At 69.7% G+C, this 23,493-nt stretch carries 15 protein-coding genes, 2 tRNA genes and 4 pseudogenes; 4 read left to right on the plus strand and 17 right to left on the minus strand.

Annotation, left to right across the window (positions count from 1 at the left end):
• Positions 1-75: 75 nt before the first annotated feature.
• Positions 76-3,063 carry a leucine--tRNA ligase gene (locus D5R93_RS08040; RefSeq protein WP_120204679.1) on the minus strand — a complete coding sequence of 996 codons (2,988 nt, stop codon included), beginning with the start codon at positions 3,061-3,063 and terminating at the stop codon, positions 76-78.
• A gap of 541 nt (positions 3,064-3,604) precedes the next feature.
• Between D5R93_RS08040 and nhaA the strand changes: the two are divergent.
• Positions 3,605-4,893 (plus strand): annotated as a pseudogene (gene nhaA, locus D5R93_RS08045) (Na+/H+ antiporter NhaA).
• 21 nt (positions 4,894-4,914) lie between these two features.
• Here nhaA and D5R93_RS08050 read toward each other — a convergent pair.
• From D5R93_RS08050 to D5R93_RS08080, 7 genes and pseudogenes are all read right to left on the minus strand, one after another.
• Positions 4,915-5,466: an HIT family protein gene (locus D5R93_RS08050; RefSeq protein ID WP_119836019.1), complete on the minus strand. Its 552-nt coding sequence runs from the start codon at positions 5,464-5,466 to the stop codon at positions 4,915-4,917.
• A gap of 34 nt (positions 5,467-5,500) precedes the next feature.
• Positions 5,501-6,232: a metal-dependent transcriptional regulator gene (locus D5R93_RS08055; RefSeq protein ID WP_119836020.1), complete on the minus strand. Its 732-nt coding sequence runs from the start codon at positions 6,230-6,232 to the stop codon at positions 5,501-5,503.
• A gap of 210 nt (positions 6,233-6,442) precedes the next feature.
• Positions 6,443-7,006 (minus strand): annotated as a pseudogene (locus D5R93_RS08060) (vitamin K epoxide reductase family protein); the annotation flags it as partial.
• A 68-nt stretch (positions 7,007-7,074) separates the two neighbouring features.
• A complete protein-coding gene (locus tag D5R93_RS08065) occupies positions 7,075-8,901 on the minus strand; it encodes a metallophosphoesterase family protein (RefSeq protein WP_120204681.1) in 1,827 nt (608 codons plus the stop codon).
• Between the two features lie 226 nt (positions 8,902-9,127).
• Entirely contained in the window at positions 9,128-10,147 is a 1,020-nt protein-coding gene (locus tag D5R93_RS08070) for an HAD hydrolase family protein (protein WP_120204683.1), read from the minus strand.
• 172 nt (positions 10,148-10,319) lie between these two features.
• A pseudogene (locus tag D5R93_RS14080) lies at positions 10,320-10,469 on the minus strand (methionine/alanine import family NSS transporter small subunit); the annotation flags it as partial.
• A 3-nt stretch (positions 10,470-10,472) separates the two neighbouring features.
• Positions 10,473-12,060 (minus strand): annotated as a pseudogene (locus D5R93_RS08080) (sodium-dependent transporter).
• Positions 12,061-12,350: 290 nt separating this feature from the next.
• Here D5R93_RS08080 and D5R93_RS08085 point away from each other — a divergent pair.
• The 3 genes from D5R93_RS08085 to D5R93_RS08095 all read left to right on the plus strand — a co-directional run bounded on the left by D5R93_RS08085 (position 12,351) and on the right by D5R93_RS08095 (position 15,471).
• The gene (locus tag D5R93_RS08085) at positions 12,351-13,058 is read left to right on the plus strand and encodes a purine-nucleoside phosphorylase (protein WP_279221328.1); all 708 of its coding nucleotides are present in this window, start codon (positions 12,351-12,353) and stop codon (positions 13,056-13,058) included.
• Between the two features lie 254 nt (positions 13,059-13,312).
• Positions 13,313-13,594: a DUF1540 domain-containing protein gene (locus D5R93_RS08090; protein WP_119836027.1), complete on the plus strand. Its 282-nt coding sequence runs from the start codon at positions 13,313-13,315 to the stop codon at positions 13,592-13,594.
• 224 nt (positions 13,595-13,818) lie between these two features.
• Positions 13,819-15,471 carry an ABC transporter transmembrane domain-containing protein gene (locus tag D5R93_RS08095; RefSeq protein WP_162933889.1) on the plus strand — a complete coding sequence of 551 codons (1,653 nt, stop codon included), beginning with the start codon at positions 13,819-13,821 and terminating at the stop codon, positions 15,469-15,471.
• Between the two features lie 121 nt (positions 15,472-15,592).
• Here the strand turns inward: D5R93_RS08095 and D5R93_RS08100 are convergent, their stop codons facing one another.
• From D5R93_RS08100 to nadD, 9 genes are all read right to left on the minus strand, one after another.
• Entirely contained in the window at positions 15,593-16,759 is a 1,167-nt protein-coding gene (locus D5R93_RS08100; protein ID WP_120204688.1) for a hypothetical protein, read from the minus strand.
• On the minus strand, positions 16,734-17,420 hold the full coding sequence (locus tag D5R93_RS08105) for an ABC transporter ATP-binding protein (protein ID WP_119836034.1): 687 nt from the start codon (positions 17,418-17,420) through the stop codon (positions 16,734-16,736). Before D5R93_RS08105 ends, D5R93_RS08100 begins: the two co-directional genes overlap by 26 nt.
• 715 nt (positions 17,421-18,135) lie before the next feature.
• Positions 18,136-19,071 (minus strand): hypothetical protein, encoded by a 936-nt coding sequence (locus tag D5R93_RS08110; protein ID WP_243106668.1) that lies wholly within the window; start codon positions 19,069-19,071, stop codon positions 18,136-18,138.
• 294 nt (positions 19,072-19,365) lie between these two features.
• Positions 19,366-19,438: transfer RNA gene (locus D5R93_RS08115), tRNA-Ala, on the minus strand.
• Positions 19,439-19,479: 41 nt separating this feature from the next.
• Positions 19,480-19,555, minus strand: a tRNA-Ala gene (locus D5R93_RS08120).
• A 139-nt stretch (positions 19,556-19,694) separates the two neighbouring features.
• The gene (locus tag D5R93_RS08125) at positions 19,695-20,357 is read right to left on the minus strand and encodes a histidine phosphatase family protein (RefSeq protein WP_120204690.1); all 663 of its coding nucleotides are present in this window, start codon (positions 20,355-20,357) and stop codon (positions 19,695-19,697) included.
• A complete protein-coding gene (rsfS, locus tag D5R93_RS08130) occupies positions 20,354-20,764 on the minus strand; it encodes a ribosome silencing factor (RefSeq protein WP_120204691.1) in 411 nt (136 codons plus the stop codon). The genes D5R93_RS08125 and rsfS overlap by 4 nt, the downstream gene beginning before the upstream one ends.
• A gap of 26 nt (positions 20,765-20,790) precedes the next feature.
• Positions 20,791-22,605: a hypothetical protein gene (locus D5R93_RS08135; protein ID WP_120204693.1), complete on the minus strand. Its 1,815-nt coding sequence runs from the start codon at positions 22,603-22,605 to the stop codon at positions 20,791-20,793.
• Positions 22,595-23,278 (minus strand): nicotinate-nucleotide adenylyltransferase, encoded by a 684-nt coding sequence (nadD, locus tag D5R93_RS08140; RefSeq protein ID WP_119836039.1) that lies wholly within the window; start codon positions 23,276-23,278, stop codon positions 22,595-22,597. The genes D5R93_RS08135 and nadD overlap by 11 nt, the downstream gene beginning before the upstream one ends.
• Between the last annotated feature and the right edge of the window lie 215 nt (positions 23,279-23,493).

The following is a 23,493-nucleotide window of genomic DNA, read 5'->3' on the forward strand; positions in this document are numbered from 1 at the left end:
ACAGGCCTGGTACCCGGATCAGCCACCCGGCCAGCCCCAGGGGCACAGGGGCTCACCCGGGCACGGTCCCGGGACTCAGTCGGGCACGATGCTGACCAGCCTCGGCGCCCGCACGATGACCCGGCGCACGCCCCGGCCGTCCAGGCTACGCCGCACGCCGGGAGCGGCCAGTGCCGCCCTCTCCAGGTCCTCCTCCGAGATGTCCGGGTCCACCTGGAGGCGGTCGCGCACCTTGCCCCGGACCTGGACCACGCAGGTCACCCGCTCAGCGCGCAGCAGGGACTCGTCAGTGACCTCAGGGAAGGACTCACGGGCAAGGGAGCCCTCGTGCCCCAGCCTGCTCCACAGCTCCTCGGCGATGTGCGGAGCCACCGGGGCCGTCATGAGGACCAGCGGCTCGACCGCCTCACGCGGCACGGGGTCCAGACCGGTGAGATGGTTGTTGAGCACGATGAGCTTGGCGATCGCCGTGTTGAGACGCATCCCCTCGTAGTCCTCGCGCACACCCACTACCGTGCGCGCCACCAGGCGGCGGGTCTCCTCCTGGGCAGGCTGGTCGCCCACGACGGTGTCACCGGTGGCCTCGTCCACCACGTTGCGCCACAGGCGCTGCAGGAAGCGCTGCGCCCCCACCACCGCCCGGGTCTCCCAGGGCCGGTCCACGTCCAGCGGCCCCATGGACATCTCGTAGACGCGAAAGGTGTCCGCGCCGTAGGCCTCGTACATCTCGTCAGGGGTGACGATGTTCTTCAGGGACTTACCCATCTTGCCGTACTCACGGCTGACCTGCTGACCCTGCCAGGTGTAGGCCACCGAGCCGTCAGGGCCCTCGGTCTCCTCGACCTCCTCGGCAGGCACGTACTGGCCCCGGGAGTCGGTATAGGCGTAGGCCTGGATGTAGCCCTGGTTGAACAGCCGGTGGTAGGGCTCGGAGGAGGAGACCACGCCCAGGTCGAAGAGCACCTTGTGCCAGAAGCGGGAGTACAGCAGGTGCAGCACGGCGTGCTCCACCCCGCCCACGTACAGGTCGGTACCCCCCGAGGTGTTGCCGTCCTGGGGCCTGGGTCCCATCCAGTAGGCCTCGTTGGCAGGGTCGATGAGCGCCTCGTCGTTGTCCGGGTCGGCGTAGCGCATCTCGTACCAGCACGAGCCCGCCCACTGGGGCATCGTGTTGGTCTCACGGTAGTAGGTCCGGGTGCCCTCCCCCAGGTCCAGCTCGACCTCCACCCACTCGGTGGCCCTGCTCAGAGGCGGCTCGGGCTCGCTGGCGGCGTCATCGGGATCAAAGGAGCGCGGCGAGTAGTCGGTGACCTCAGGCAGCTCCACGGGCAGCATCGACTCGGGCAGGGCGTGGACACGCCCCTCCTGGTCCCACACCACAGGGAAGGGCTCGCCCCAGTAGCGCTGCCGGGAGAACAGCCAGTCACGCAGACGGTAGGTGACTGCGGCCCGGCCCGCCCCCCTGGACTCCAGCCACGCCGTGATGGCCGTCTTGGCCTCCTCCACTCCCATCCCGTTGAGGCTGATCTCCTCGTTGGCGGAGTTGACGAGCTTACCGTCACCGGTCCACGCCCCCTCCTCCAGGGACGTGCCCTCCGGCAGCGCCACGGTCGCCACGACGTCCAGGTCGTAGGCCCGGGCAAACTCCCAGTCACGCTGGTCGCCCGAGGGCACCGCCATGATGGCCCCGGTCCCGTAGCCCATGAGGACGTAGTCGGCTACAAACACCGGCACCTGTGCCCCGTTGACAGGGTTGACCCCGAACAGCCCGGTGAAGACCCCGGTCTTGGCTCGGCCCTCGTCGCTGCGCTCGGCCTCAGTGGCTGCCGCCGCCTGGGCGCGGTAGGCGGCCACGGCCTGGGCCGGGGTGGCATAGCCGCCGGTCCAGGCCTCCTTAGTGCCCTCAGGCCAAGCAGCGGGCACGGCTAGGGCGGCTGCGTCCTGCGCCACCTCCTCCGCAGAGCGCACGGAGGCGGAGGAACCCGCCCCGCCCAGCAGCGGGTGCTCAGGGGCCACCACCATGAAGGTGGCGCCGAAGAGTGTGTCAGGCCGCGTGGTGTAGACCACGAGCTCGGCACCAGGACCGGCCGCAGGCACACCGAAGACGACCTGCGCACCTTCGGAGCGCCCGATCCAGTTGCGCTGCATGAGCCTGACCTTCTCCGGCCAGTCCACCGTGTCCAGGTCCTCGGCCAGGCGGTCGGCGTAGGCGGTGATCCGCATCATCCACTGGCGGAGGTTGCGCTGGAACACCGGGTAGTTGCCACGCTCGGAGCGGCCCTCGGCCGTGACCTCCTCGTTGGCCAGCACGGTTCCCAGGCCCGGGCACCAGTTGACCGGGGCAGAGGTGACGTAGGCCAGCCGGAAGGAGTCGATGACGTCGCTGCGCTCCCCCGGGTCCAGGTCAGACCAGTCCCGCCCGTCAGGCACTGCAACCTGGCCGCTGGCCAGCTTCTCCACCAGCTCGGAGACCGGCCGGGCGGCACCCCGGCCGCGGCCGTCACGGCGTTGTGCCTCAGGGTCGAACCAGGAGTTGAAGACCTGCAGGAAGATCCACTGGGTCCAGCGCACGTAGTCCACGTCGATGGTAGCCAGGGACCGGCGCGGGTCGTGGGACAGCCCCAGGCGGCGCAGCTGGCGGCGCATGGTGGCGATGTTGGTCTCGGTAGAGGTCCGCGGGTGCTGTCCGGTGGCCACGGCATACTGCTCCGCAGGCAGGCCGAAGGCGTCGTAGCCCATCGTGTACAGCACGTTCCTGCCGGTCATGCGGCTGAAGCGGGCGACGACGTCGGTGGCGATGTAGCCCAGAGGGTGCCCCACGTGCAGCCCCTTGCCCGAGGGGTAGGGGAACATGTCCAGCAGGAAGAGCTTCTCCTGCTGCGCCCTGGGCCCTGCCAGCGTCCCCACCGGGTTGTCGGCGTAGAAGGTCCCCTCCTCCTCCCAGCGGTCCTGCCAGGAGGTCTCGATGGCGCCGGCCAGCTCGGCCGTGTAGCGGTAGGGGGTGGCCTCGGCGTCGTCCGGCTGCTGGCTGGCGGGCTGGGTGCGGGAACGGGCCTGGGTCATCGTGGCGCTGCTCTCATTCTATGGTCTAGTGCGGTCGCGGCTCCGGGCGCGCGCCCGGCCGCCGGACCACAGGCTGCCCTCGCTGAGCACCCGGGAGGCGGCACGGCACCCGCCCCAGGACGGGGAGGTCGGGCACGCCAGGCAGCCACAGCCTAGCGCCTGCCGGCTCTGGCAGACCTGCCAGCCCTGTCCCACGTGTCCCGCCCTTACCCGCCGACGTGGGCACACGTCACCCTGCCGAGCCCCGACAAGCCCTGCCGAGACCTCCGAGACCTCCACCCGCGCAGCAGCCTGACCGGCATCCTGCGTCTCAGGTAGCCTGGCCCACCGACAACCACCGGACGGCCCTCCTGGCTGGACAAGCAGGCCCTCCCACCTGGAGGGCCGAGCCCCTGGGGCGGCCTCCCCCTGACGAGAGGCACACATGACTCCAGCACCGTCCCCCTACCGCGCCCGGACGGCCTCCCGCCGCCCTCGTGGGCGCGCGCTGCTCGCCCGCGCCCACCACGCCCTGGAGTCGGAAGTCGTCTCCGGGCTCCTCATGGTGGCCGCCGCCGCAGTAGCCCTGGTCTGGGCCAACTCTCCGTGGCGGGGTGCCTATGAGTCGCTGTCCCAGACCGTGGTGGGACCTCACGCGCTGCACCTGGACCTGTCCCTGGCGCACTGGGCCTCGGACGGGATCCTGGTGGTGTTCTTCTTCGCCGTCGGGCTGGAGCTCAAGCAGGAGCTCGTCGTCGGCTCGCTGCGCGACCTCAGGGAGGCGACCCTGCCGATGCTGGCTGCCGTCTTCGGGATGGTCGGCCCGGCCCTGGTCTACGTCGCCGTCCAGCTGGCCTCCTCAGGGGGCAGCCTTAGCGGCTGGGCGGTGCCCACGGCCACGGACATCGCCTTCGCCGTAGCGGTCCTGTCCATCTTCGGGCGCGGCATGCCCCCTGCAGCGCGTACCTTCCTGCTGACCCTGGCCGTGGTCGACGACCTGCTGGCGATCATCGTCATCGCCTTCTTCTACTCCCAGGGGCTTAACCCCCTGGCGCTGCTGGGCGCGCTGGCCGTGACAGGGGTGTTCGCCCTCCTGGTACGCCGAGGGACCACCCACTGGTACCTGCTCATCCCGCTGGGCCTGGCCGCCTGGTGGCTCATGCACGCTAGCGGCGTCCACGCCACCATCGCCGGCGTCCTGCTGGGGATGACGGTGCCTGCCCGCCCCACGCGCGCCGAGCCCACCGGTATGACGGCCCGCTTCACCCACCTGGTGCACCCCTGGAGCGCGGGGCTGGCGCTGCCGGTCTTCGCCTTGTTCGCCGCCGGGGTCAACATCGTAGACGGAGGCGGCCTGGTCGAGGCACTGGCTGACCCCGCTGCCATCGGCGTCTACCTGGGCCTTCCCGTGGGCAAGGTCCTGGGGATCTGGGGGCGGTGGTCCTGCTGACCCGCTTCACCAGCCTGCGGCTGGGCCACGGGGTCGACAATCCCGACGTCCTCGCCCTGGCGGCGATCGCAGGCATCGGCTTCACCGTGTCCCTGCTGATCGCGGGCCTGGCCTTCGGGAGGGACCCACCACCGACCACGCCCGGGCTGCCGTGCTCCTGGGCACCGCTATCTCGGCCGTGCTGGGAGCCGTCCTGCTGCGGCACCGGGTACGCCAGCCACGTCGTGGCACTCCCTCCACCCGCGGCCACGTCATGCGCCCCCACCACTGAGCCACTGACCCGCTCGCGTCATCGCGCGGCACCTCACCACCAGGCTGTCCGCCCCGGCCGTGGGCGGGCGGTAGCGGGGTGCTCCCACCCGCACGAGCGGCCCCTGCTAACCCCGCACAGGCCTGTCTGAGCCTACCGGGCTGGTGAACGCCTACCGGGATGGTGAACCCAGGTGGGAGGGGACGAACTCGCCCCACCCGTCCTCACGCAGCCCCGCCCGCAGCCGCTCCATGGCCGCGTCCAGCTCCTCCCCGGGGACGTCGTGCCTGGCGGATGAGAAGGACAGGTCAGCCTCCGAGCGGATCGGCAGGACGTGGAGGTGAAGGTGGTCCACCCCGTAGCCGGCGACCACGAGCCCGGCCCGGGAGGCCTGGAAGACCCGCGTCTGGGTGGCCCCCACGCGCCTGGCTACCACGGCCAGGTGGGCCACCAGGTCCTCGGGTGCCTCTGTGAAGGAGTCGACCTGGTGACGCGGCACCACCAGGACGTGTCCGTCGGTGTGGGGCTCGATGGTGGCGAAGGCGACGCACAGCTCGTCGGCCCACACGAAGCGCCCAGGGACCTCCCCGTTGATGATCCTGGTGAAGAGGGTCGGCCCAGCACCGCCCGCCTCCCGGGTGGCACCGCCACCGGGGGCCGTAGGGGCGTCAGGAGCGGCGGACGCATAGGGGCTCGTCCCAGAAGTCGTCTCAGAGGTTGTCATGACTCTATTGTCCCCTGGCCTGTCGCCCCTTCCCTCAGCGGCACAGCCACAGGGACCCCTCAGGCACGACGGCGTCCGGCAGCCCCGCACCTCGACCGCCGCACACACGCACCACGCAGGCCCGCCGCCGTCTCCCCCCGGCCTCGCCAGGCGCCATGGTGCCCCGGTCCACCAGCCGCACTCGCGTGTCCAGCCGGATGCCGGCACGCGCCAGGTGGCGCAGGGTCTGGGAGTCGTCCCTGATACGGCCCACTATCCCCCTGGCCCCCACCCTCAGGGCCTCCAGGGGCACGAGCTCAGGGACCACCACCTGGCCGTCAGCGGTGGGGATCGGGTCACCGTGAGGGTCCCGGATGGGCCGCCCCAGCACCACGTCCAGCCGTTCCAGGAGCCTGTCGGAGACCGCGTGCTCCAGCTCCTCCGCCTCGGCGTGGACCTCGTCCCACTCAAAGCCGAGCCGGGTCACCAGGTAGGTCTCCAGGATGCGGTGGCGCCGCACCATCGCCATCGCCCGCAGGCGCCCCTCAGGGGTGAGCGTGACGGCCTTGTACGGCTCGTGGGCCAGCAGCCCCTCCTCCACCAGCCGTGACACGTTCTCGGAGGCCGTCGAGGGCGCCACACCCATGCGACGGGCCAGGCCGGTGACGGAGGCGCCCTGCCCACCCCACTCGCCAGCCGCCCACACCGCCTTGAGGTAGTCCTGGGTCACGGTCGAGGACCCGGCCGCGTCCCCGCCTCTGCTGCCTCCCGAGACGCCTGCGCTCATCCCAGCAGCGCCCTCCACTGGTCCCACAGACCCACGAGCACGACCAGGAGGACCACCAGGTACATTCCTGCCGCCACCCACCACCGTGCCCTCAGCACGGCGAGGGCACCCCGGTCCCCCAGCCCCAGGTGCCCCCGGCCGCAGCCCACCCCAGGTAGCCGCGGCCACGGGGATCGTCACCGCCCACACCAGCATGCAGAAGGGGCACAGCTTTGCGAAGGTCACCACGGACACGGCAAGGAACCAGGCGACGAAGGCGACTCCTCCCAGGCACCCCAGGCTCAGCGCCCACCACATCCACCGGGGCAGGCTCAGGCCGGCCAGCACAACCGCCCCCACGGTCAGGAGGGCGGCGAAGGCCATGGCTCCGACGAAGGAGTTGGGCACCCCCAGAAGGTTCCCCTGCCAGACGTCGAGGGTCTCCCCGCAGGAGATCAGCGGGTTGACGTCACAGGTCAGGTTCGCCATCGGGTTACGCAGACGCGTCAGGTGGGCGTCGATGAGCCTCCAGCAAGCCAGCAGCCCCAGCAGGGAGCAGACCACCAGGAGCCAGCCGTAGGAGCGGGGTGCCCCGCTGGGAGCACGCCAGCCGCCCGGAGCCTGGCCGTTACCGCCAGGGTGGGCACCTGCCTGCTGGACACGCGCCAGGAGGTCGTCGGCACCGGGCCCGTCACCGCTACCAGAGGGGTCATAGTCCTCAGGAGCGTTGAGGTAGAGCTCCAGCTCCTCCTCGCTCATGGCGTCGATCTCGGCATCCGTGGGCACCCGCACCATGCGGTCCCTCCCTCGTCTCTCGTTGTCTCTCACCCTTTTCTCCCTGCCTCTGTCAGGGCTATTGTGCCTCACCGCTGGTCGGCGCCCGCTGTGCTCGTCGTCGCTGCCCCGGGCTGCGGGATCGGCTCGCCCGGCGGGACCGCCTGCCACGCCCCTACCGTGACCGAGGCGTCAGGGTGGAGGACCACCGCGCGCCAGGCGACCAGGCTGCCGTCCTCAGCAAAGGACAGCACGTGCAGGTAGGCGTCCTGCGTGACCGCGCCCAGGGAGGTGCCGCCCTTGCCTGCACCAGACACGAGGGCGGACACCTCGCCACCACTTCCCTGGCTGGTCGTCATACCCCGCTCAGCGTGGACGTGGCCCGCCAGGAGCAGCGGCGCGCACCCCTGGGAGACCAGGGGACCGAAGGTGGCTGGCTGGTGGATGAGCACGACGTCGCTGCCTGAGCCGGTACAGCTGGTGGCGGCCAGCCGGGCGCCTACCTCTTCGGCGGTCTCGCCGCTGCGGGTGGTGGTCCCCGTGGCGGTGGTGCGCTCGGGATCGTCCTGCCCCAGCACTCGTAGGCCGCCGACCTCCTGGATAGTGCCGTCGGTCACCGTCCACCCCTGCGAGCGCAGCCTGGCGGCGGTGGACTCCGAGTCGTGGTTGCCGATGGTCGCGACCTTGTCCACCGTGGAGGGGACCGCCTGGCTCAGGGCGTCCACGCACAGCTGCTCCGGGTCCGAGCCGGTCATGGTGAGGTCGCCGTCGTCCATGTGGACGTCAGCCCCGGAGACCTCGTCCAGGACACCGGTGAAAGCGATGACGTCGAGGTTGCAGTGGAGGTCGGTGGACAGCACCGCGGTAACGGCTCCTCGCTGGGGGACGGCCCGGGCGCCGGTGACCGGGGCGGTGGTGGAGGCAGCCTCTGGTGAGGCGCCCGGGGTAGGCACCTGCGTACCTGTGGGGGTGGCAGAGACCCCGGGACTCTCACCGGGAGTCTCGGTGCCGGCAGAGGCAGTCCCGGCGTCTGCAGCAGCGCTGGCCTCAGCCTCTGCAGCCTCTGCGGCCCGCTGCCTGACCTGCGCGACATCGACCTGGCCGTCTGCGGCCGTGACCTCCACGGTGCCGCCAGTCTCCTGGGAGACCGCCCAGGCGGTGCGTAGGCTCGCCTCTGCCTGGGAGTAGAAGGCCTCGTTGGTCTCCAGGAAGTCGGTGACGCGGGGACCGTAGGCAGTCACCACGTCTGCGACGCGCCCCGAGAGGGTGGCCCCGGCCACCGGCGTCCCCTCCAGGGCCGCGAGCCTGGCCCCGTGGACAGGTGCGGAGCGCAGGGCGGGTACCAGCAGGACGGTGACGGCGGCCAGGAGTGCGGCCGTGGCCGCGACGACGGGGGGACGACGCAGGAGGGCGCCCCATGCAACGTCGGTGCGGCCGTACCCCTGACCGCCCACGCTCCCGGCGAGGAGGCTCCGCGTGGCACCGCCACGGCTCCTGGTGAGGGTCATGTGGGCGGCGGCAACCAGGCACAGCAGGACCCCCTCGACGACTCCAGCGCGGCGCAGGCCGTCGTGGAGCAGCGCGTGCAGGCCCCGCTGGACCGTCAGCTCAGGGTGGGTGACCAGCCCGACGTAGGAGGCCGCGTCCGAGGACAGGCTCTCCCCCAGCGCGGAGGGATCGACGACGTCGGCCTGCGTGGCCCCGGAGGGAATCTCGCCCAGAACCACCTCCACTCCCAGGGGACCGGCAGGCGAGTCGATGGAGGCTGCCCCCAGCGGCCCCAGGTCAAGGGTGACGGTGGAGTCCAGCGTGGTGGACCAGGTGGCCTCGTGAGGTCCGACCGGGGCCGAGGCCCTGGCCGTGGCCAGCCCCACAGCCAGCGACACAGCACCCGTGACAACCAGCAGCGCGGTCATGCGCAGCACCGGGCGCAGCCTGGGTCCCCACCCGGGAACAGCGCCCCGGCTGCCTCTTCCCTCGCGGCGCGGGTAACGGGCCGTCCCGGGAGTGCGGCGAGCGGGCGAGCCGGTGCCCGACCCCCTGAGGGCCGAGCGTCTCAGCGGCTGGGTCCTCGCCCCCATCCGGCCAGAGCGAGGACCGCTGGAAGCGGAAACGGCCCGGCCCGGGTACCGCTCCCTAGGCTCAGCCACGGCCGCCAGCTCCCACCGCCGGGGCCTGGTGACCCGGGGCGGACGGCACGGACGGCGGCAGGGGCGATACCGCTGTCGGCGCCACCGTCGATGCCGGGGCCGACACGGTCCTAGCAGCGCACGCGGCTGCGTCGGAGTCAGCCAAGGCGCTGCCCAGCTCTCTGGCCAGCTCTGTCACGAGCCCGGCAGTCTCCTCCCAGCCGGTGACAGCGCGGCAGGCGACGCCCAGGGCCTTGACCGGGTAGTCGTTGCCGCCAGGGTCCAGGCGGTCACCCACGAACAGCATCTCCGCCAGGGGGATACCGGTGGCCCGTGCCAGCCGGGTCATCCCGTAGGCCTTGTCAACCCCTTTCTGGGTGATGTCCACGCTCGTCGATCCTCCGGAGCGGACCTCGAGCCCGGGCAGGCGCTGGGCCACCGCGTCACGCAGGGCGCTCTTCTTCTCACCGCTGGGGTCCCAGGCCTCCTTCGCCTTCAGCGGGGCATCCTGCCCCAGGGCGGAGAAGGTGACCTGGCTGCCGCGGTCCTCCAGGACAGGCCCCCAGGTCCGATCCTCCCACAGCCCCAGTCTGCGGGCCTCCTCCTCCACCACCGCCAGCACCTCCCGGGTCTGGGAGGCAGTCAGGTCGTTGGCGTAGACCAGCCTCCAGTCACCTCTCCCGTCGCTGTCCCCCTCGCCCTGCGGGTCGTAGGTGTAGTAGCGGGTTCCGCAGGTCGGCATGAGGTGGAGCCGGGACAGCTGGGCCGGGCTGGCGCCCAGTCCGGTCAGGACCTGGTCATGAAACTGGGCTACCTGGCCCCCGGAGATGACGCAGACGGGAACGACGTCCAGCAGACCACGCAGCGCGGCAGCCATAGGCTCGGGCAGGGGCGACTTTGACGGGGCGAGGGTACCGTCAAGGTCGAAGGCCACCAGCCCGGGTCCCGGCACAGTGCCTGTCGCACCAGGGCACGTGCCGACTGCGGCTGCGTGGTCAGCGTGTCCGGGGGCGGGGGTACGTGCGTCGCTCATGGGCGCATTGTGTCGCACCTGAGTGCACAACGGTCAGGAGCATGCAGCCGGGTCCGGCACGTGAGACACGGTCGCGACCCGGGGCTCAGGACTGCGAACCGGAGGTGTTGGCAGCGCTGTCAGTATCACCGCCAGTGCCGCTGTCGGCACGAGCGTCAGCACCACCGCCACGCAGGTGCTCGTGCGCGGCGGCCGAGGCGGCTGCGCGCGCGTCACGCTCCTCGCGGCGGCCCCGGGAGACCAGGGAGGTCACCGACACCGCCAGCCCTCCCCAGATGATGACGACAGACGTGAGCATGAGGGCGATAGCCGATCCTGTCATCTCTCACTTCACCCCCTCAAGGGTGTCCAGGGCGAGGGGCTCGAAGTCGTCCACGGGCGTGCGCCACGGCAGGAGGGTGGTCACCGCCGTGGCCACCGCCACCAGGAACAGCACGCCCCAGCCGAAGATCGCGGTAAAGGCCAGGGAGTAGTCGTCGTAGCCGTCGGTGAGGAAGGACCACGCCGTCTGGACGAACATGTAGCCCAGGAGCACGGGGACCACGACGGCGACCAGGAGGCGCCACCAGGAGCCGATCAGCCGGGTCTCGGAGACCAGGTTGAGGTGGCGCTGCAGCATCCCGAGCCGCCTGAGCACCAGGCCGGTGCCCGCGCACATGATGATGGCCGAGGCCACCACCCCGATGTTGTTGATGTAGGCGTCCACCACGTCCAGGTCGTACAGCCCGAGGAGGTCCCGAACAGGACGAAGGACAGCAACGCGGCCGGGACCCCCACGACCAGGGTGGCCCGGGGCGTGGTCAGGGCGAACTTCTCCGCCACGGAGGAGGCCACCACCTGGATGATGGAGATGAAGGACGTCAGCCCGGCCATGGAGAAGGAGGCGAAGAACAGGGTGCCGAACAGCGCACCTCCAGGCATCTCCGAGATGACGGTCGGGAAGGTGACGAAGGACAACATGACCCCCTGGATGCCCTCCAGATCGGAGACGGCCACCCCCTCGCGGAAGGCCATGAAGCCCAGGGTGGCAAAGACGCCGATGCCGGCGAGGATCTCGAATGAGGAGTTGGCGAAGGCGGCCACCATCCCCGTGCCTACCAGATTGGAACGGCGCCGCAGATAGGAGGAGTAGGTCAGCATGATGCCGAATCCCACCGACAGAGAGAAGAAGATCTGCCCAAAGGCCGCCATCCACACAGTGTGGTCGCCCAGCGCGGACCACTGGGGGGTGAACAGGGCGTTGAGCCCGCTGGTCGCCCCGGGCAGCACCAGGGCGCGCCCCACCAGGAGGACGAACATGGTCACCAGCAGCGGCAGGAAGACCCTGTTGGCCCTCTCCACCCCGCTGGACACGCCGCGGGCGATAGTGGTGATCCCGAAGACCCACACGAGGAGGAGGGGGACGACCACCCCGGCCACAGGCGTGGCGGAGTAGGCCGGGGTCCCCGAGGAGGAGATCTCCCCAGGCCGATGTAGTCGAAGAAGAAGCCCTGCGCGTCGTCTCCCCAGGCCGTGGTCACCGCGAAGACGGTGTAGCGCAGGGACCAGGCCACGATGACGGCGTAGTAGGACATGATGACGAAGCAGATGAGGACCTGGAACCAGCCCAGCCACTCGAAGCGGCGAGAGAGACGGCGGAAGGTCGTAGCCGCACTGCCCCGGAACCGGTGGCCCAGGGCGTAGTCCAGGAACAGGACGGGGATGCCTACGCACAGCAGGGCCACCATGTAGGGGACGATAAAGGCCCCTCCGCCGTTGCTGTAGGCGACCCCAGGGAAGCGCCAGATGTTTCCCAGGCCGATGGCCGACCCGACAGCCGCCATGAGGAATCCGACCTGGCCGCTCCACTGCTCGCGACCCGGTGCCTGCTGTGGTGTCTGCGCGGACTGCTCGGCGCCGCTGGAGGAGGTCATAGGCGTCCTTCCGTGGTGTCCCTAGGTACGGTGCCCTGGCAGGCAGACCGATAGCCCCTGCCGTGGGCCCGAGCAACTTAGTGGTGGGTACCCGCTCTGTCCTCTCGCGTCCAGAATGTGGACCGCCGCGTGGCCCGCCGCAGGGCAGACTACCGCACGGCTACCCACCTGGCAGCCCCCGGCTACTAGCCTGGTCGTCCAGGCTCCCTGTGCTTCCTGTCCCGTCCCAGCGCGGGAGACGCAGGTGGACAGAGGCGGCTTGCAGAAAATCATCCACAGGAAGGTCCCCCATGGCCACACCGCACATTGGCGCCCAGCCCGGCGACTTCGCCCCTGCGTCCTCATGCCCGGGGACCCCAGGCGGGCCCAGCGCATCGCCGAGCGCCTCATGCCCGACGCCCACCTGGTCACAGACGTGCGGGCATGCTCGGCTTCACCGGCACCGTTGCCGGCCGCCCCTCAGTGTCATGGGCTCGGGCATGGGGCAGCCCTCGCTGACCATCTACGCCACTGAGCTGTTCCGCGACTTCGGCGTCGAGCGGATCATCCGTGTGGGCACGGCGGGGGGCGTGGCACCCTCGGTGCAGGTCGGGGACCTGGTCGTGGCTACCGGTGCACACACGGACTCCGCCATGAACCAGGCCCGGATCCCGGGGGTGAGCTTCAGCGCCGTCGCCGACTTCCACCTGGCCCGGGCCGCCTGCGAGGCGGCGGAGAGAGAAGGGGCGAGGCCGCACGTGGGCACCGTCATCTCCCGGGACCACTTCTACCTCACGCCCGAGGGCCAGACGCAGCGTCTGGCCGACTACGGCGTCCTGGCGGTGGAGATGGAGGCGGCTGCCCTGTACGGGGTGGCCGCCGAGTTCGGCAGGCAGGCCCTGGCCGTCCTGACCGTCTCCGACCACCTCCTGGACCACTCCCAGGACATGAGCGCGGCTGAGCGCGAGACCCGTTTCGACGGCGCGCTGCGGCTGGCCGTGGCCGCCGCGCACAGCTGAGGAGGAGCCTGGGAAGGAGACCAGGAACGCCTTACCTGCTCGGAATAACGCAAGATGGCGGCACGCAACCGGTGGCGCGCCCGTGAGCGCGCCACCTGCGGGCACGTCGTGTCCTGAGACCGGGATATGCGCGCCGTTGCAACGAAATCTGGGGCCTCACCCTGTGGAGGCATCACCCTCTGCTGCCGGTGCGCAGGGAACGGATTTACGTTAGAAGCGTCCACCTCACGGCACCACACGGAAGGAAGCCCGCCATGACCGCCGTCGCCCAGATCACCTCCTGTTCCACCACCTCCTGCGCCTTCAACAACGGCGGCTGCACCGCCTTTGCCATCACCGTCGGCGGAGACACGGGGGCACCGTCCTGCGGCACGTTCCTCAGCCTGGACGCCCGGGGCGGCCTGGGTGTGGCTGACGCCCACGTCGGCGCCTGCCAGCGCCTGGAGTGCGTCCACAACACCGACCTCATGTGCACCGCCGAGGCCGTCCAGGTCGGGGGCGACACCGCCGCCTGCCTGTCCTACCAGGCCCGCTGAGGGCAGGTTCGCACCGCCCCGACCATCCGGGCGACCCGTGGCCGAGGTGTGGGGGCCAGCCGTACTGGCTGGCCCCTTCTGCTTGCTACGCGGCCTGCTATAAATCGGCTACTATAAATTCCGGTCTTCCGCGCAGACTGGTACGCGCACGGGGAGCACGAGCAGCAGCTGCTGCCTCCATGACATGGCGCCGTTTTTGCGTCTCAACAGTTCAAAGGACCGATATGACCTCGCTGAGACACCACGGCTTCCAGGGCGCGCGTACCTGGTACGCCTTCGGTATCGCAGGAACTCTCATCGGCTCAGGGACAACGGCCGCCCAGCCCTACCTGGTGGGCCGGGTGACGGACTCATTTCTTGACAGCGGGGGCTTTCCCACAGCACTCCTGGGTGCCCTGGCTGCCGCCTTTGCTGTTGACGCCCTGGCTTCGACGAGCAGCCGCCTCCTCTTCGGGCTGGCCTCGGAGCGCTTCGTGCTCAACCTGCGCAACCACCTGGCGCGCCGCGTCCTGGAGGCTCCCTACTCACAGTCGTCGTCCTACGACCGGGGTGACCTCAACAACCGCCTGGTCGAGGACATTCCCAGTGCCCAGCAGCCCTACTTCTCCACCTACCCGGACATCGTCGGCTCCGCCCTGGTGGTGATCTTCTGCTTGTCGGGGATGCTGGTGACCAGCTGGCCCCTCACCCTGGGACTGCTGGCCCTGCTGGTCGTCTTTGGCCTGCTCCTGCTTGTTGTCCTGCGCAGGCTCAACCAGGTGGCCGCCAGGTCGCGCGTGGCTGAGGCCCGCTACTCCTCGTTCCTGTACGAGGTGCTCTACAACCTTATGCCGCTCAAGGCCCTCACTGCCGAACGCTGGGCGGCCGGAGAGCTGGGGGCGCGTGCCGGTGACGCCCGCTATCTGGGTAACAGGCTCGTCGGGTACTCCTCCCTCATCCTGCCGGTGGTCAACATCGGTACCCAGCTCGGCCTAGTAGGCGTCCTGCTGGCCGGCGGGTACATGGTCACACGGGGCGATCTGGAGACCAGCGCCCTGGTGGCCTACTTCCTCTACCTGGTCTACATGGTCTCCCCGCTCGTCTCCCTGGGTATCGCCCTGGGGGACCTGCGTGAGGCAGACGCCTCCTGGGAGAGGCTGCGCACCCTGGAGTCCACGCTGCCCCCGGAGCCCTCCCCCACTTCTCCATCGCCCCACGCGCTCTCCCCTACCCGGCTGGCAACGCGGGAGGTGACCTACACCTACCCCAGCGGTGAGACAGTCCGTCTTGGTGACCTCGCGCTGACAGGCCCGGGCACCTACTGCCTGGTCGGTGACAACGGTTCTGGCAAGTCCACTCTGCTCAGCCTGCTCAGCGCCCTGCGCCTGCCGACCTCGGGAGCAGTCACGTGGAATGACGTCGCGGTCTCACCGCAGACCGCTCTGCAGGTACGTCAGGAGGTCCTCCTCCTGACGCAGGAGCGTGACGCCCTGAGTGTCACCGTGCGTGACAATATCTGCCTGGGACAGGCCTTCTCCGACGCAGAGATCCTCGCTCTGGCCGAGCGCCTCGACGCCCAGGACTTCTTCAGATCCCTTCCCGACGGCCTGGACTCCGTCATCGGGGCCGAGGGCGTGGGGCTGTCCGGCGGGCAGAAGCAGCTGCTCTTCGTCATGCACGTGCTTCTGCTGCGCCCACCTGTCGCCCTCCTCGACGAGTTCTCAGCGAATCTTGACGCGCGGACAAAGACCTTGGTCAGTGAGGAGATCGCCCGCCTTGCCGACTCCTCGCTGGTACTCCTCATCACCCACGACGAGACTCTTCTTGAGCGATTCCCCAGCCACGTCGAGCTGGAGCGGCTAGCAGCCGCACACCCGAGTACAGCAGAAACAGAATAAACAGAATAAGGTCGGGGCCCGGCTGTCGACGCAGGGCACAGCGGGCCCGCACCACTGTGGTAGCAGTGGCAGCAACTGGCCGACAAGCAACCCGGCGCTCCGCTTCCTGTCCGTGCCCAGGTCAGATGGCGCTGAGGAGCCAGCCGCAGCCCGCCGCGGCAAGCGCCGCGACAGCGGGAAGATACTTGCGGGGGTGGCGCAGCACCTCACGCTGCGACTTCCAGTCCGTGAACGGCCAGTACATCTCCATGGCAGCAGCGGTCCCAGCGGCCGCCACGGCAGCCACCAGGGCTGCGGCCAGGTTGGCGGGAGTGCGGGGCGACCAGCCTGGAGCGAGCGTCACAGCGGTGGCGCAGGCTGCGTAGAAGACGGCGAGCTGGGCGCCGAACCGCCAGTAGGACAGCCAGGTCCGGGGGCAGACCCTGACCGTGAGCCAGGTGCTGGGGTGCCTGGAGAAGTACGAGCTCAGCGGAGTGTTGATGACCACGAGCAGGCAACCGGGCAGCCAGGGCGAGCCGTGACGCTGGAGGGCCAGGTTGAGCAGTGTCCCGGTCCCGAGGAGTACGAGCGAGTTGACCTGGGTCATGGCAGAGCGCAGGAGCTCGCCCAGGACCAGGGAGGACCTCGCGAGGCGGCCTGCCCTGGGCTGCCGGGGCCTGTCAGTGCCGACCTCCGGGCCGGTGACGAGGCACAGCCCAGCCGCGACCAGTGCCGTGGCGGCCCCGTAGGCAGGACCCGCACGGACCACCACGACCATGACTGCCACCAGCGTGGCACCGGCCCCGACCCGGTGCCAGGAGGACGTCGCGCTCCAGAGCAGGATGACGAGGGGCGCAGCCCCCAGGCCCAGGCAGGCCGTCACGACGACGGTGGTGTACGAGGCACCCAGGCCTGTCAGCATGAAGGCGGCCGCAGGAGCAGTCACCTCGATGAGCATGACGAGTGTGCCCACCAGGTAGACGGCGCGGGCCAGGTCCCTGGAACGCACCGGCAGCAGCGCCATGGTGGTCCAGCGTGTGCTGAGGACCCACGTCCAGGCGATGGAGGACACCGTCCCGGCGGTCGCCAGAAGGACACCCGTGGTAACAAGGCGTCCCTCCCCCCGAGGTCCCAGCTGGTTCCCCGCCCAGGCCGAGACCACTGTGAGGACCAGCCCGGACACCAGGGTGCGCCGCCCCAGAAACTGGCCGACGACTGCCTCGACGGCGACGACGCCAGGTAGCGCGCGGGGCGAGGTGCCAAGCAGCGGACGGGGCGAGGTGCTAGGCGATGAGTGAGGCGACGTCACGGGAGTCAGCAGGGGTGGGAACGGGGGCGGACAGCGAGCCGGAGGACAGGACGAGCAGACGGGAGGTGCACCGCGTGAACGACTCCGCGATATGGGAGCTGAGCAGCACGGCCTGCCCGTGCTCCTTCGCGGCAAGTATGCGCTGGTAGAGGTACTCCGTGGCGGAGAAGTCCAGGAAGTCGACCGGCTCGTCCAGGAGGAGGATGTCTACCTGGGCGTGAAAGGCTGCGATGAGGCTGGCCTTCTTGCGCGATCCGCTGGACAGGCTCGCAAAGGGCGCGCCCCGGTAGCGGCCGAAGTCGAAGCCCTCGACCAGCTCGTCAAGCAACCGCGCCCGTCTGCGCGCCCCGTAGGCCCTGCCGAGGAAGCGGACAAACGTGTCCAGGGACCAGGTCGGGAACGAGGAGTCCTCGGCCAGGGCGAGGTAGCGCTGACGCTTGAACGCGGCCGTGGCCGGTGTCACCGGCCTGCCCCGGTAGCGCAGCGCCCCCACCGAGCAGCCCCGGTGCGCGTGGCACAGCGCCTTGAGCATCGTCGTCTTGCCAGCACCATTGACACCGATGAGCCCCACAGCCTCACCAGGGCTGATACCAAACGAGGCGTCCCGCACCACCGGGTTCTTCCGGTCATACCAGGCACTGAGGTGCTCGACCTCCAACATGTGGCTCACTCGGACTCCCCTTAAGCGGGACGTATAACTGACGTCCGCCTACTTCTGACGCCGACCCTGGATGATCTGAAATACAGCAACTCCGCCAAAGAGAACACCCCCAGCCATAGAGGCAACCCCGTCACGGTATCCTGAATTATAAAACTCCTTATCGAGAGCGCCACAAGGGCTGCACCAAGAACCAGCCACACGATGAGACGCACGGGTGTGGCCTGCTTAATCCTGGGCACGATGCTCACCTTCCAGTTCAACGCCAGGGGCAGGACCGCGGACAAAGCAGGCTGCGGAAAGGTTGCATACCGCACGCCCTTTCCAGTCAGGAACAACTGCTGGCTCAAGCGGCATGCCGATACCTTAACCCACCTCTCAGATCGGCACCTGCACGAATGATCTGACTGGGGTGCGGTTCAGGGCACCTCCCCAAGAAGGCTAGGAGGATCCTGTTTCGCCGTCAAGTCACCGACGAACTTAATCTGGGTGGTAATCGCGCGATGGCGGGCAAAAGTCTCCGTCTCACACAGGTCAGCCATATTTGGGAAAAATATAGTAAGTGTCTGTCTGGCTCCTGAATACTGCGGTGACGCGCCCTTGGTGGGTCACAACCACCTCCCGGGGCATGACCGGCCCAGCCCCAAGAGCTATAGAAGTACGGCTGTCCGCCGACGCCACCCCATCATGGCGCCGCCACCAGGGGATGGTGCCGCCGTCAGGGGCGTGCCAGGCGCCGGGGCAGGAGCTCGGCGGCCATCTGCTCCAGGTGCTGCCCGGCCTCGGCAGCCGCCTGGAGCGGTTCGGAGAAGGCAACCACCAGGGTGGTGACCTCCTCACCCGTGATGTGCATGAGGGTGGCTCCGTGCATGTCGACGTCGACGCACAGGATGCGGTCCCACAGGCTGGCGCACACGCCGACGGAAGGCCGGCTGGAGCACACCCACCCGTGAGCCTCCCCCTGGCGGACCGCGTCGCACACGGCCCGCAGCCCGAGCTGCCCCACGGCGCTGACGGCCTCGTGGGCGGCCAGGACCTCCTGGGCGCTCCACGCCCCCGAGGCGGGATGCGTAGGATGCGTTGAGACGCTGTGGGCTGCAGCGGTCCCTCCAGCCGCCTCGACACCAAGGACCTCCGACACCGTGTGGCTGGACACGCCGGTGACGCAGTGGAGCATGACGCGCTCGGTGGTGACGATCCCCAGGCGCCCGCCGGGTGCGCCCGCCACCTGGGCGAGCCGCTCCAGGGGGTCCTCCCCCGTGACCGCGCAGCGGCAGGCAGGGGTGCACGCCGAGCCCAGGACACCGGCGGCCTCCTCCGCGCTCACCCAGGTGAGGTGGCCCAGCAGGTGGGCTGTGGCTGCGGTGATGCGCACGCCCGGCTCAGCGGCGTCCAGGGTAATGTCTACCCGCACCTCGGTGGAGGAGGCCTCCGGGACCACCGCCAGGGGTGATCCGGGAGCAGGGCAGGCAGCCACCAGGACGCGCCCGTCCTTGCTCAGGGCGTGGGCCACGTAGGTCGAGGGCGCGGAGGGGTCAATACGATAGGCCGTGACGGCCGCGCTGCCCGCACCGGACAGGAGCCTGCGGGCGGTACGGCGGGTGCGGTCGTCGATGTGGGGAGCCTTGGCGCTGCCAGCCTGGGGTGACGTCACACGAGTGCCTTCCTGCCGTGTCCTGGCGTGGCGGCACGGCCGCCCTGGCCGGTGGCCCCGACCTGGAGGTGAGGCTACCCTCAGCGGTCGTTTCTTTCTAGCCCTGGTCCGTGATGTGGACATGGAGCCCGTCTCAGGCGGTCAGCCCCGGGTGTAAGAACCTTGCGGTCCAGGCGGTGTCCCGGTCCCGGCACCTTCTGGTCGTGCCGCCCTGCGCCGGGCCCGCACGGGGAGCGTACCCCGGCCGTCACACACATAAGGCCGGGCGCACCAGCCCGGCCTGACCCCCGTGGGTGGAGCTAAGGGGATTCGAACCCCTGACCTCTTCCATGCCATGGAAGCGCGCTACCAACTGCGCCATAGCCCCGACACCCGCAGCAGCCCCTACGCAGGGCCAGATACCACAGGTGGTGGAGCTAGGGGGATTCGAACCCCCGACCTCTTCCATGCCATGGAAGCGCGCTACCAACTGCGCCATAGCCCCGTCGGGACGCCCACCCACACGGGCGACACAGGCAACTGTATGAAGGCAAGGCCCGTCAGGCAAATCCGCCTGGTATGGCCTATCTCTCAGCCCCCGGCTGCCGCCACCGAGCTCTCAGTGCTCCCAGTCCCCAGGGTGCTCACGCCTGGTACACCTGCGGGAACAGGTCCCAGCCCAGGACCGCCCACCCAGGCTCACGGTCCTGGGTCCGCAGCCTCGCGTAGTGCCCGTTGCCCATGCCACGCAGGCCGAACCACGTCACGGGGTCGAGTCCCAGCAGGTGGCAGGTCCCCAGACGAGTGGCCGAGCCGTGCGAGACCACCACGACCACTCCCCCACCATCCGTGCTCCCGTCGGCCACGCCCCCGTCAGTCGTCTCCTCGCGGCCAGGCCCCGCCAGCTCGGCAACGGCCTCGCCGACGCGCCGGGCGACCCGCCCCCTTGTCTCCACACCCACCTCAGGCACGTCACGACCCTCCCGCCAGCGGCGGTACTGCTCGGGCCATCCTGCCTCAATCTGCTCGCGGGTGAGCCCCTCCCACTTCCCGAAGGAGCGCTCCGCGAGCCTGTCCTCGGTCTCCACGGGCAGGCCGACTTCCTGGGCCAGGGCCTGTGCCGTAGCCCAGGCGCGACCCAGCGGCGAGGAGACGATACGGGTGGGACCCAGGGCGGCGACAGCAGCAGCGGCCTGGCGCGCCTGCTGCGCACCGGTTTCGTTGAGAGGGACGTCCACCTGCCCCTGGACACGCCCAGACAGGTTGTAGTCGGTCTGGCCGTGGCGCCACAGGACGACCTCGGTCACCCCTGCTCCTCGGACCCTGGTACCGCGTCCAGACCCGGTCCCGCGTCGTCGGGCAGCGCGATGAGCGGGCAGTCCTTCCACAGGCGCTCCAGGCCGTAGAACTCCCGGTCCTGCTCCTGGAGCACGTGGACAACCAGGTCACCGTAGTCAAGCAGGACCCACCGGGCCTCACTCAGGCCCTCCCGGGCGCGGCGCACCGCACCCGCGCCGTGCATAGCCTCCTCCACAGCATCGACGACCGCACGCACCTGCCGGTCGTTGGAAGCCGTGAGGACAAGAAACACGTCAGTCAGGCCGAGGCGCTGGGAGACATCAATGGCAACCGCCCCGTACCCCTTACGATCGGTTGCGGCACGTACTGCGGTGCGGGTCAGCCCCACGGCATAGTCACTGGCGCTGGCTGGCACGGATCTCCTTTCTCCTCCTCCGGGGATCACAAGAGCCGACTGGCACCTGCGGTCGTCTCCACCAGCACCGTAGGCCCTGCGGCCTCGGAGCTGCCCCCTGTCTGAGACATGACAAACCAGACTACTGCGGCCACAACCAGGGCGATCACCAGGACGATCAGGGCGATCAGCAGGATCCGCCCTGTCGGCGAGGAGCGCTGCGCCGCGGAGTCCTCCAGGGCGACAGCGCTGCGAGGCGCGGCGACAGTGTCCCACTCGGTGGAGGTGAAGGCACCCACCGCAGTCTCCTGCGCTCTCTCGGTGCCGGGCTGGTCGGGGAGACTGTAGGGACTCATTGGCTGGCCCGCGGCAGCTCCGGCGGCAGAGGCGTCCTGGCGCAGTGAGGGCCACTGGGGCGCGTCGTCCTCGAACTCCGCGGAGATGTCCGCGGGAATCACACTGGTCTCGTCCTCAAAGGTAGCCGCGTCCGCGACCGGGAACGAGTCGCCTGCTGGCTGCTGCCCGGCCTCCTCGCCCGAGCCTACCGGCTGCACCGCGCTGAGCTCACCGGTGGAGGCGTTGACCGTGCGCACACCCTGGGCTGCTGCAGGGATCCGCACGATAGGACGGCGCACCGCCGAGGAGGGTGCGGAGGCTGCGCCTGCAGGCTGTCCCTGCTCGTCGTCCCCCGTCGGCTGGGCCGAGGACGCCGCAGTCCCGCCCCGGGGCCCGGCGGAGGCGTCGGACCCGGCAGGGGTACCAGCAGGACCCGCGGACCCGTCGAAAGCCTCACCATCGTCATCATGAGAGCTACCGTAGCCGCCATAGCTTCCGTAGCGCTCAGTGCCGTCCTCACTGACCCCCTCGTCCTGACCGCCCTGGGACGGCCCCTGCCAGGCGGCAGCGTCCAAGGCAGGCTGGGCAGCGGCGCCCCCTGGGCTGACACCGACCGCCGCCTTCGGAGCCGACGCACTGTCGTCGTCAGCACCGGCAGGATAGCCGCTAGAAGCCGGTCCCGTCCCGGGCACCATCGGCGTCTGACCGGTCTCCAGCCGCTCGCGCAGCGAAGCCCGTGCCGGGACCGGTGCCGGACCCGAGTCCTCCTCCGGCACGGACCACTGCCCCTCGACCGCGATCGGCAGATCGACGGCATCCATGAGCCCCGTAGGGATCTCCGACAGGGCGACCGCCTCGTCAGCCGTCAGCGCCCGCCAGCTGGGCGAGTCCTCCGCAGCGGGGTCCTGGTCGGCAGCACCGCCCAGGGTGGCGGGGTCGCCGTCCTGCCCCTGCGAGCGCGCCTCCTGGAGACCTGCTCCCGCCCCCGAGGACGTAGACGTCGTGGGAGAGGCCAGGTCGAACCAGCCTGGCTGACCCCCGGAGCCCTCGGAGGCGCCGTCCCCCGGGACCTGTGGCGCCCCGGCCGCAGCTTCAGCGTCGGCGTCCTGGAAGGCGTCCCGGGTGCCTACCGCCTCCGCAGCACCTGCGACGGACTGGCTTGCCGCAACGGCCTGCTCCTGGGGGTCCCATCCCTCCTCAGGCGCTGTACTGGCCAGACCACTGCCAGCAGCCTGGGCACGGTCCTCAACAGCCGGCTGCTCCGCCAACGGGTCCTGGAGGGCGCGGGCCTGCTCCTCGGTGATCTCACCCGCCTCGACCGCAGCCTGCAGCGCCTTGGCCTCCTCCCGCAGGCGCCGCATCTCACGACGGGTCAGGAGCGGCTGCTGTCCGGTCAGGATCGCCTCCCGCTCGGCAGCCCTCTCCGCCTGGCGGATGGCACGTCGGCTGCTACGTGGAGCCCGCCGCGTGTCCTGCGTCGTATCGTCTGACGTAGGGCTGTTGACGCCGGTCTGGTCAGTGCTCACCGTCGTTCTCCTTCCTCAGGGACTGCTCGCGGGCTACCCGCGCCGTCATCGACGTCGTCGACGACGAACGCAGAGCCATACGATAGAGCCCGTACTTCCGGATGTACTGCACGACGCCGTCCGGGACCAAGTACCACACGGGCTCTCCCCGGCTGACCCGCTGGCGGCAGTCGGTTGACGAGATGGCCATAGCGGGCACCTCCACCAGGGAGATACGGTCCCGAGGCACTCCTGAGCCTGTCAGGACATGGCCTGGTCTGGTCACGCCGACCAGGTGCGCCAGGTCGAAGATCTCCCTGCTGTCCTTCCAGGTGAGGATCTGCGCCAGGGCGTCCGCACCCGTGATGAAGTACAGCTCCGCTCCCGGGTACTCCGCCCCGATGTCGTGGAGGGTGTCAATGGTGTAGGTGGTACCGCCCCGGTCGATGTCCACACGGGAGACGGTGAAGCGCGGGTTGGACGCCGTGGCGATAACCGTCATGAGGTAACGGTGCTCCGCCGGGGAAACGCGCCTGTCCCGCTTGTAGGGCTGCGCCCAGGTGGGGACGAAGAGGACCTCGTCCAGGCCAAAGACGTTCTGGACCTCGCTGGCGGCCACGAGGTGACCGTGGTGGATCGGGTCGAAGGTTCCGCCCATGACGCCGATGCGCAGCGGGCGTTCAGGCGCGCTCAAACCCTGCGCCTCGCGTCGCTACTGGCGGTCACGTCTGCCTCTCCTCTTCCGGTACGGGTACGTGCAGCTGCTGGACATACTGCCATGGGGCGTACCACTTGTGGGCCTTCGCAACGCCCGGAGCGAATCGGCCCAGGCGTGCGGATCACACAGTTCCCCTTACCCAAATCTCATAGGCCTTATAACACAATCTCGATTTACTTAAAGATAAGAGC

Source organism: Actinomyces lilanjuaniae (assembly GCF_003606385.1).
Lineage (GTDB): Bacteria > Actinomycetota > Actinomycetes > Actinomycetales > Actinomycetaceae > Actinomyces > Actinomyces lilanjuaniae.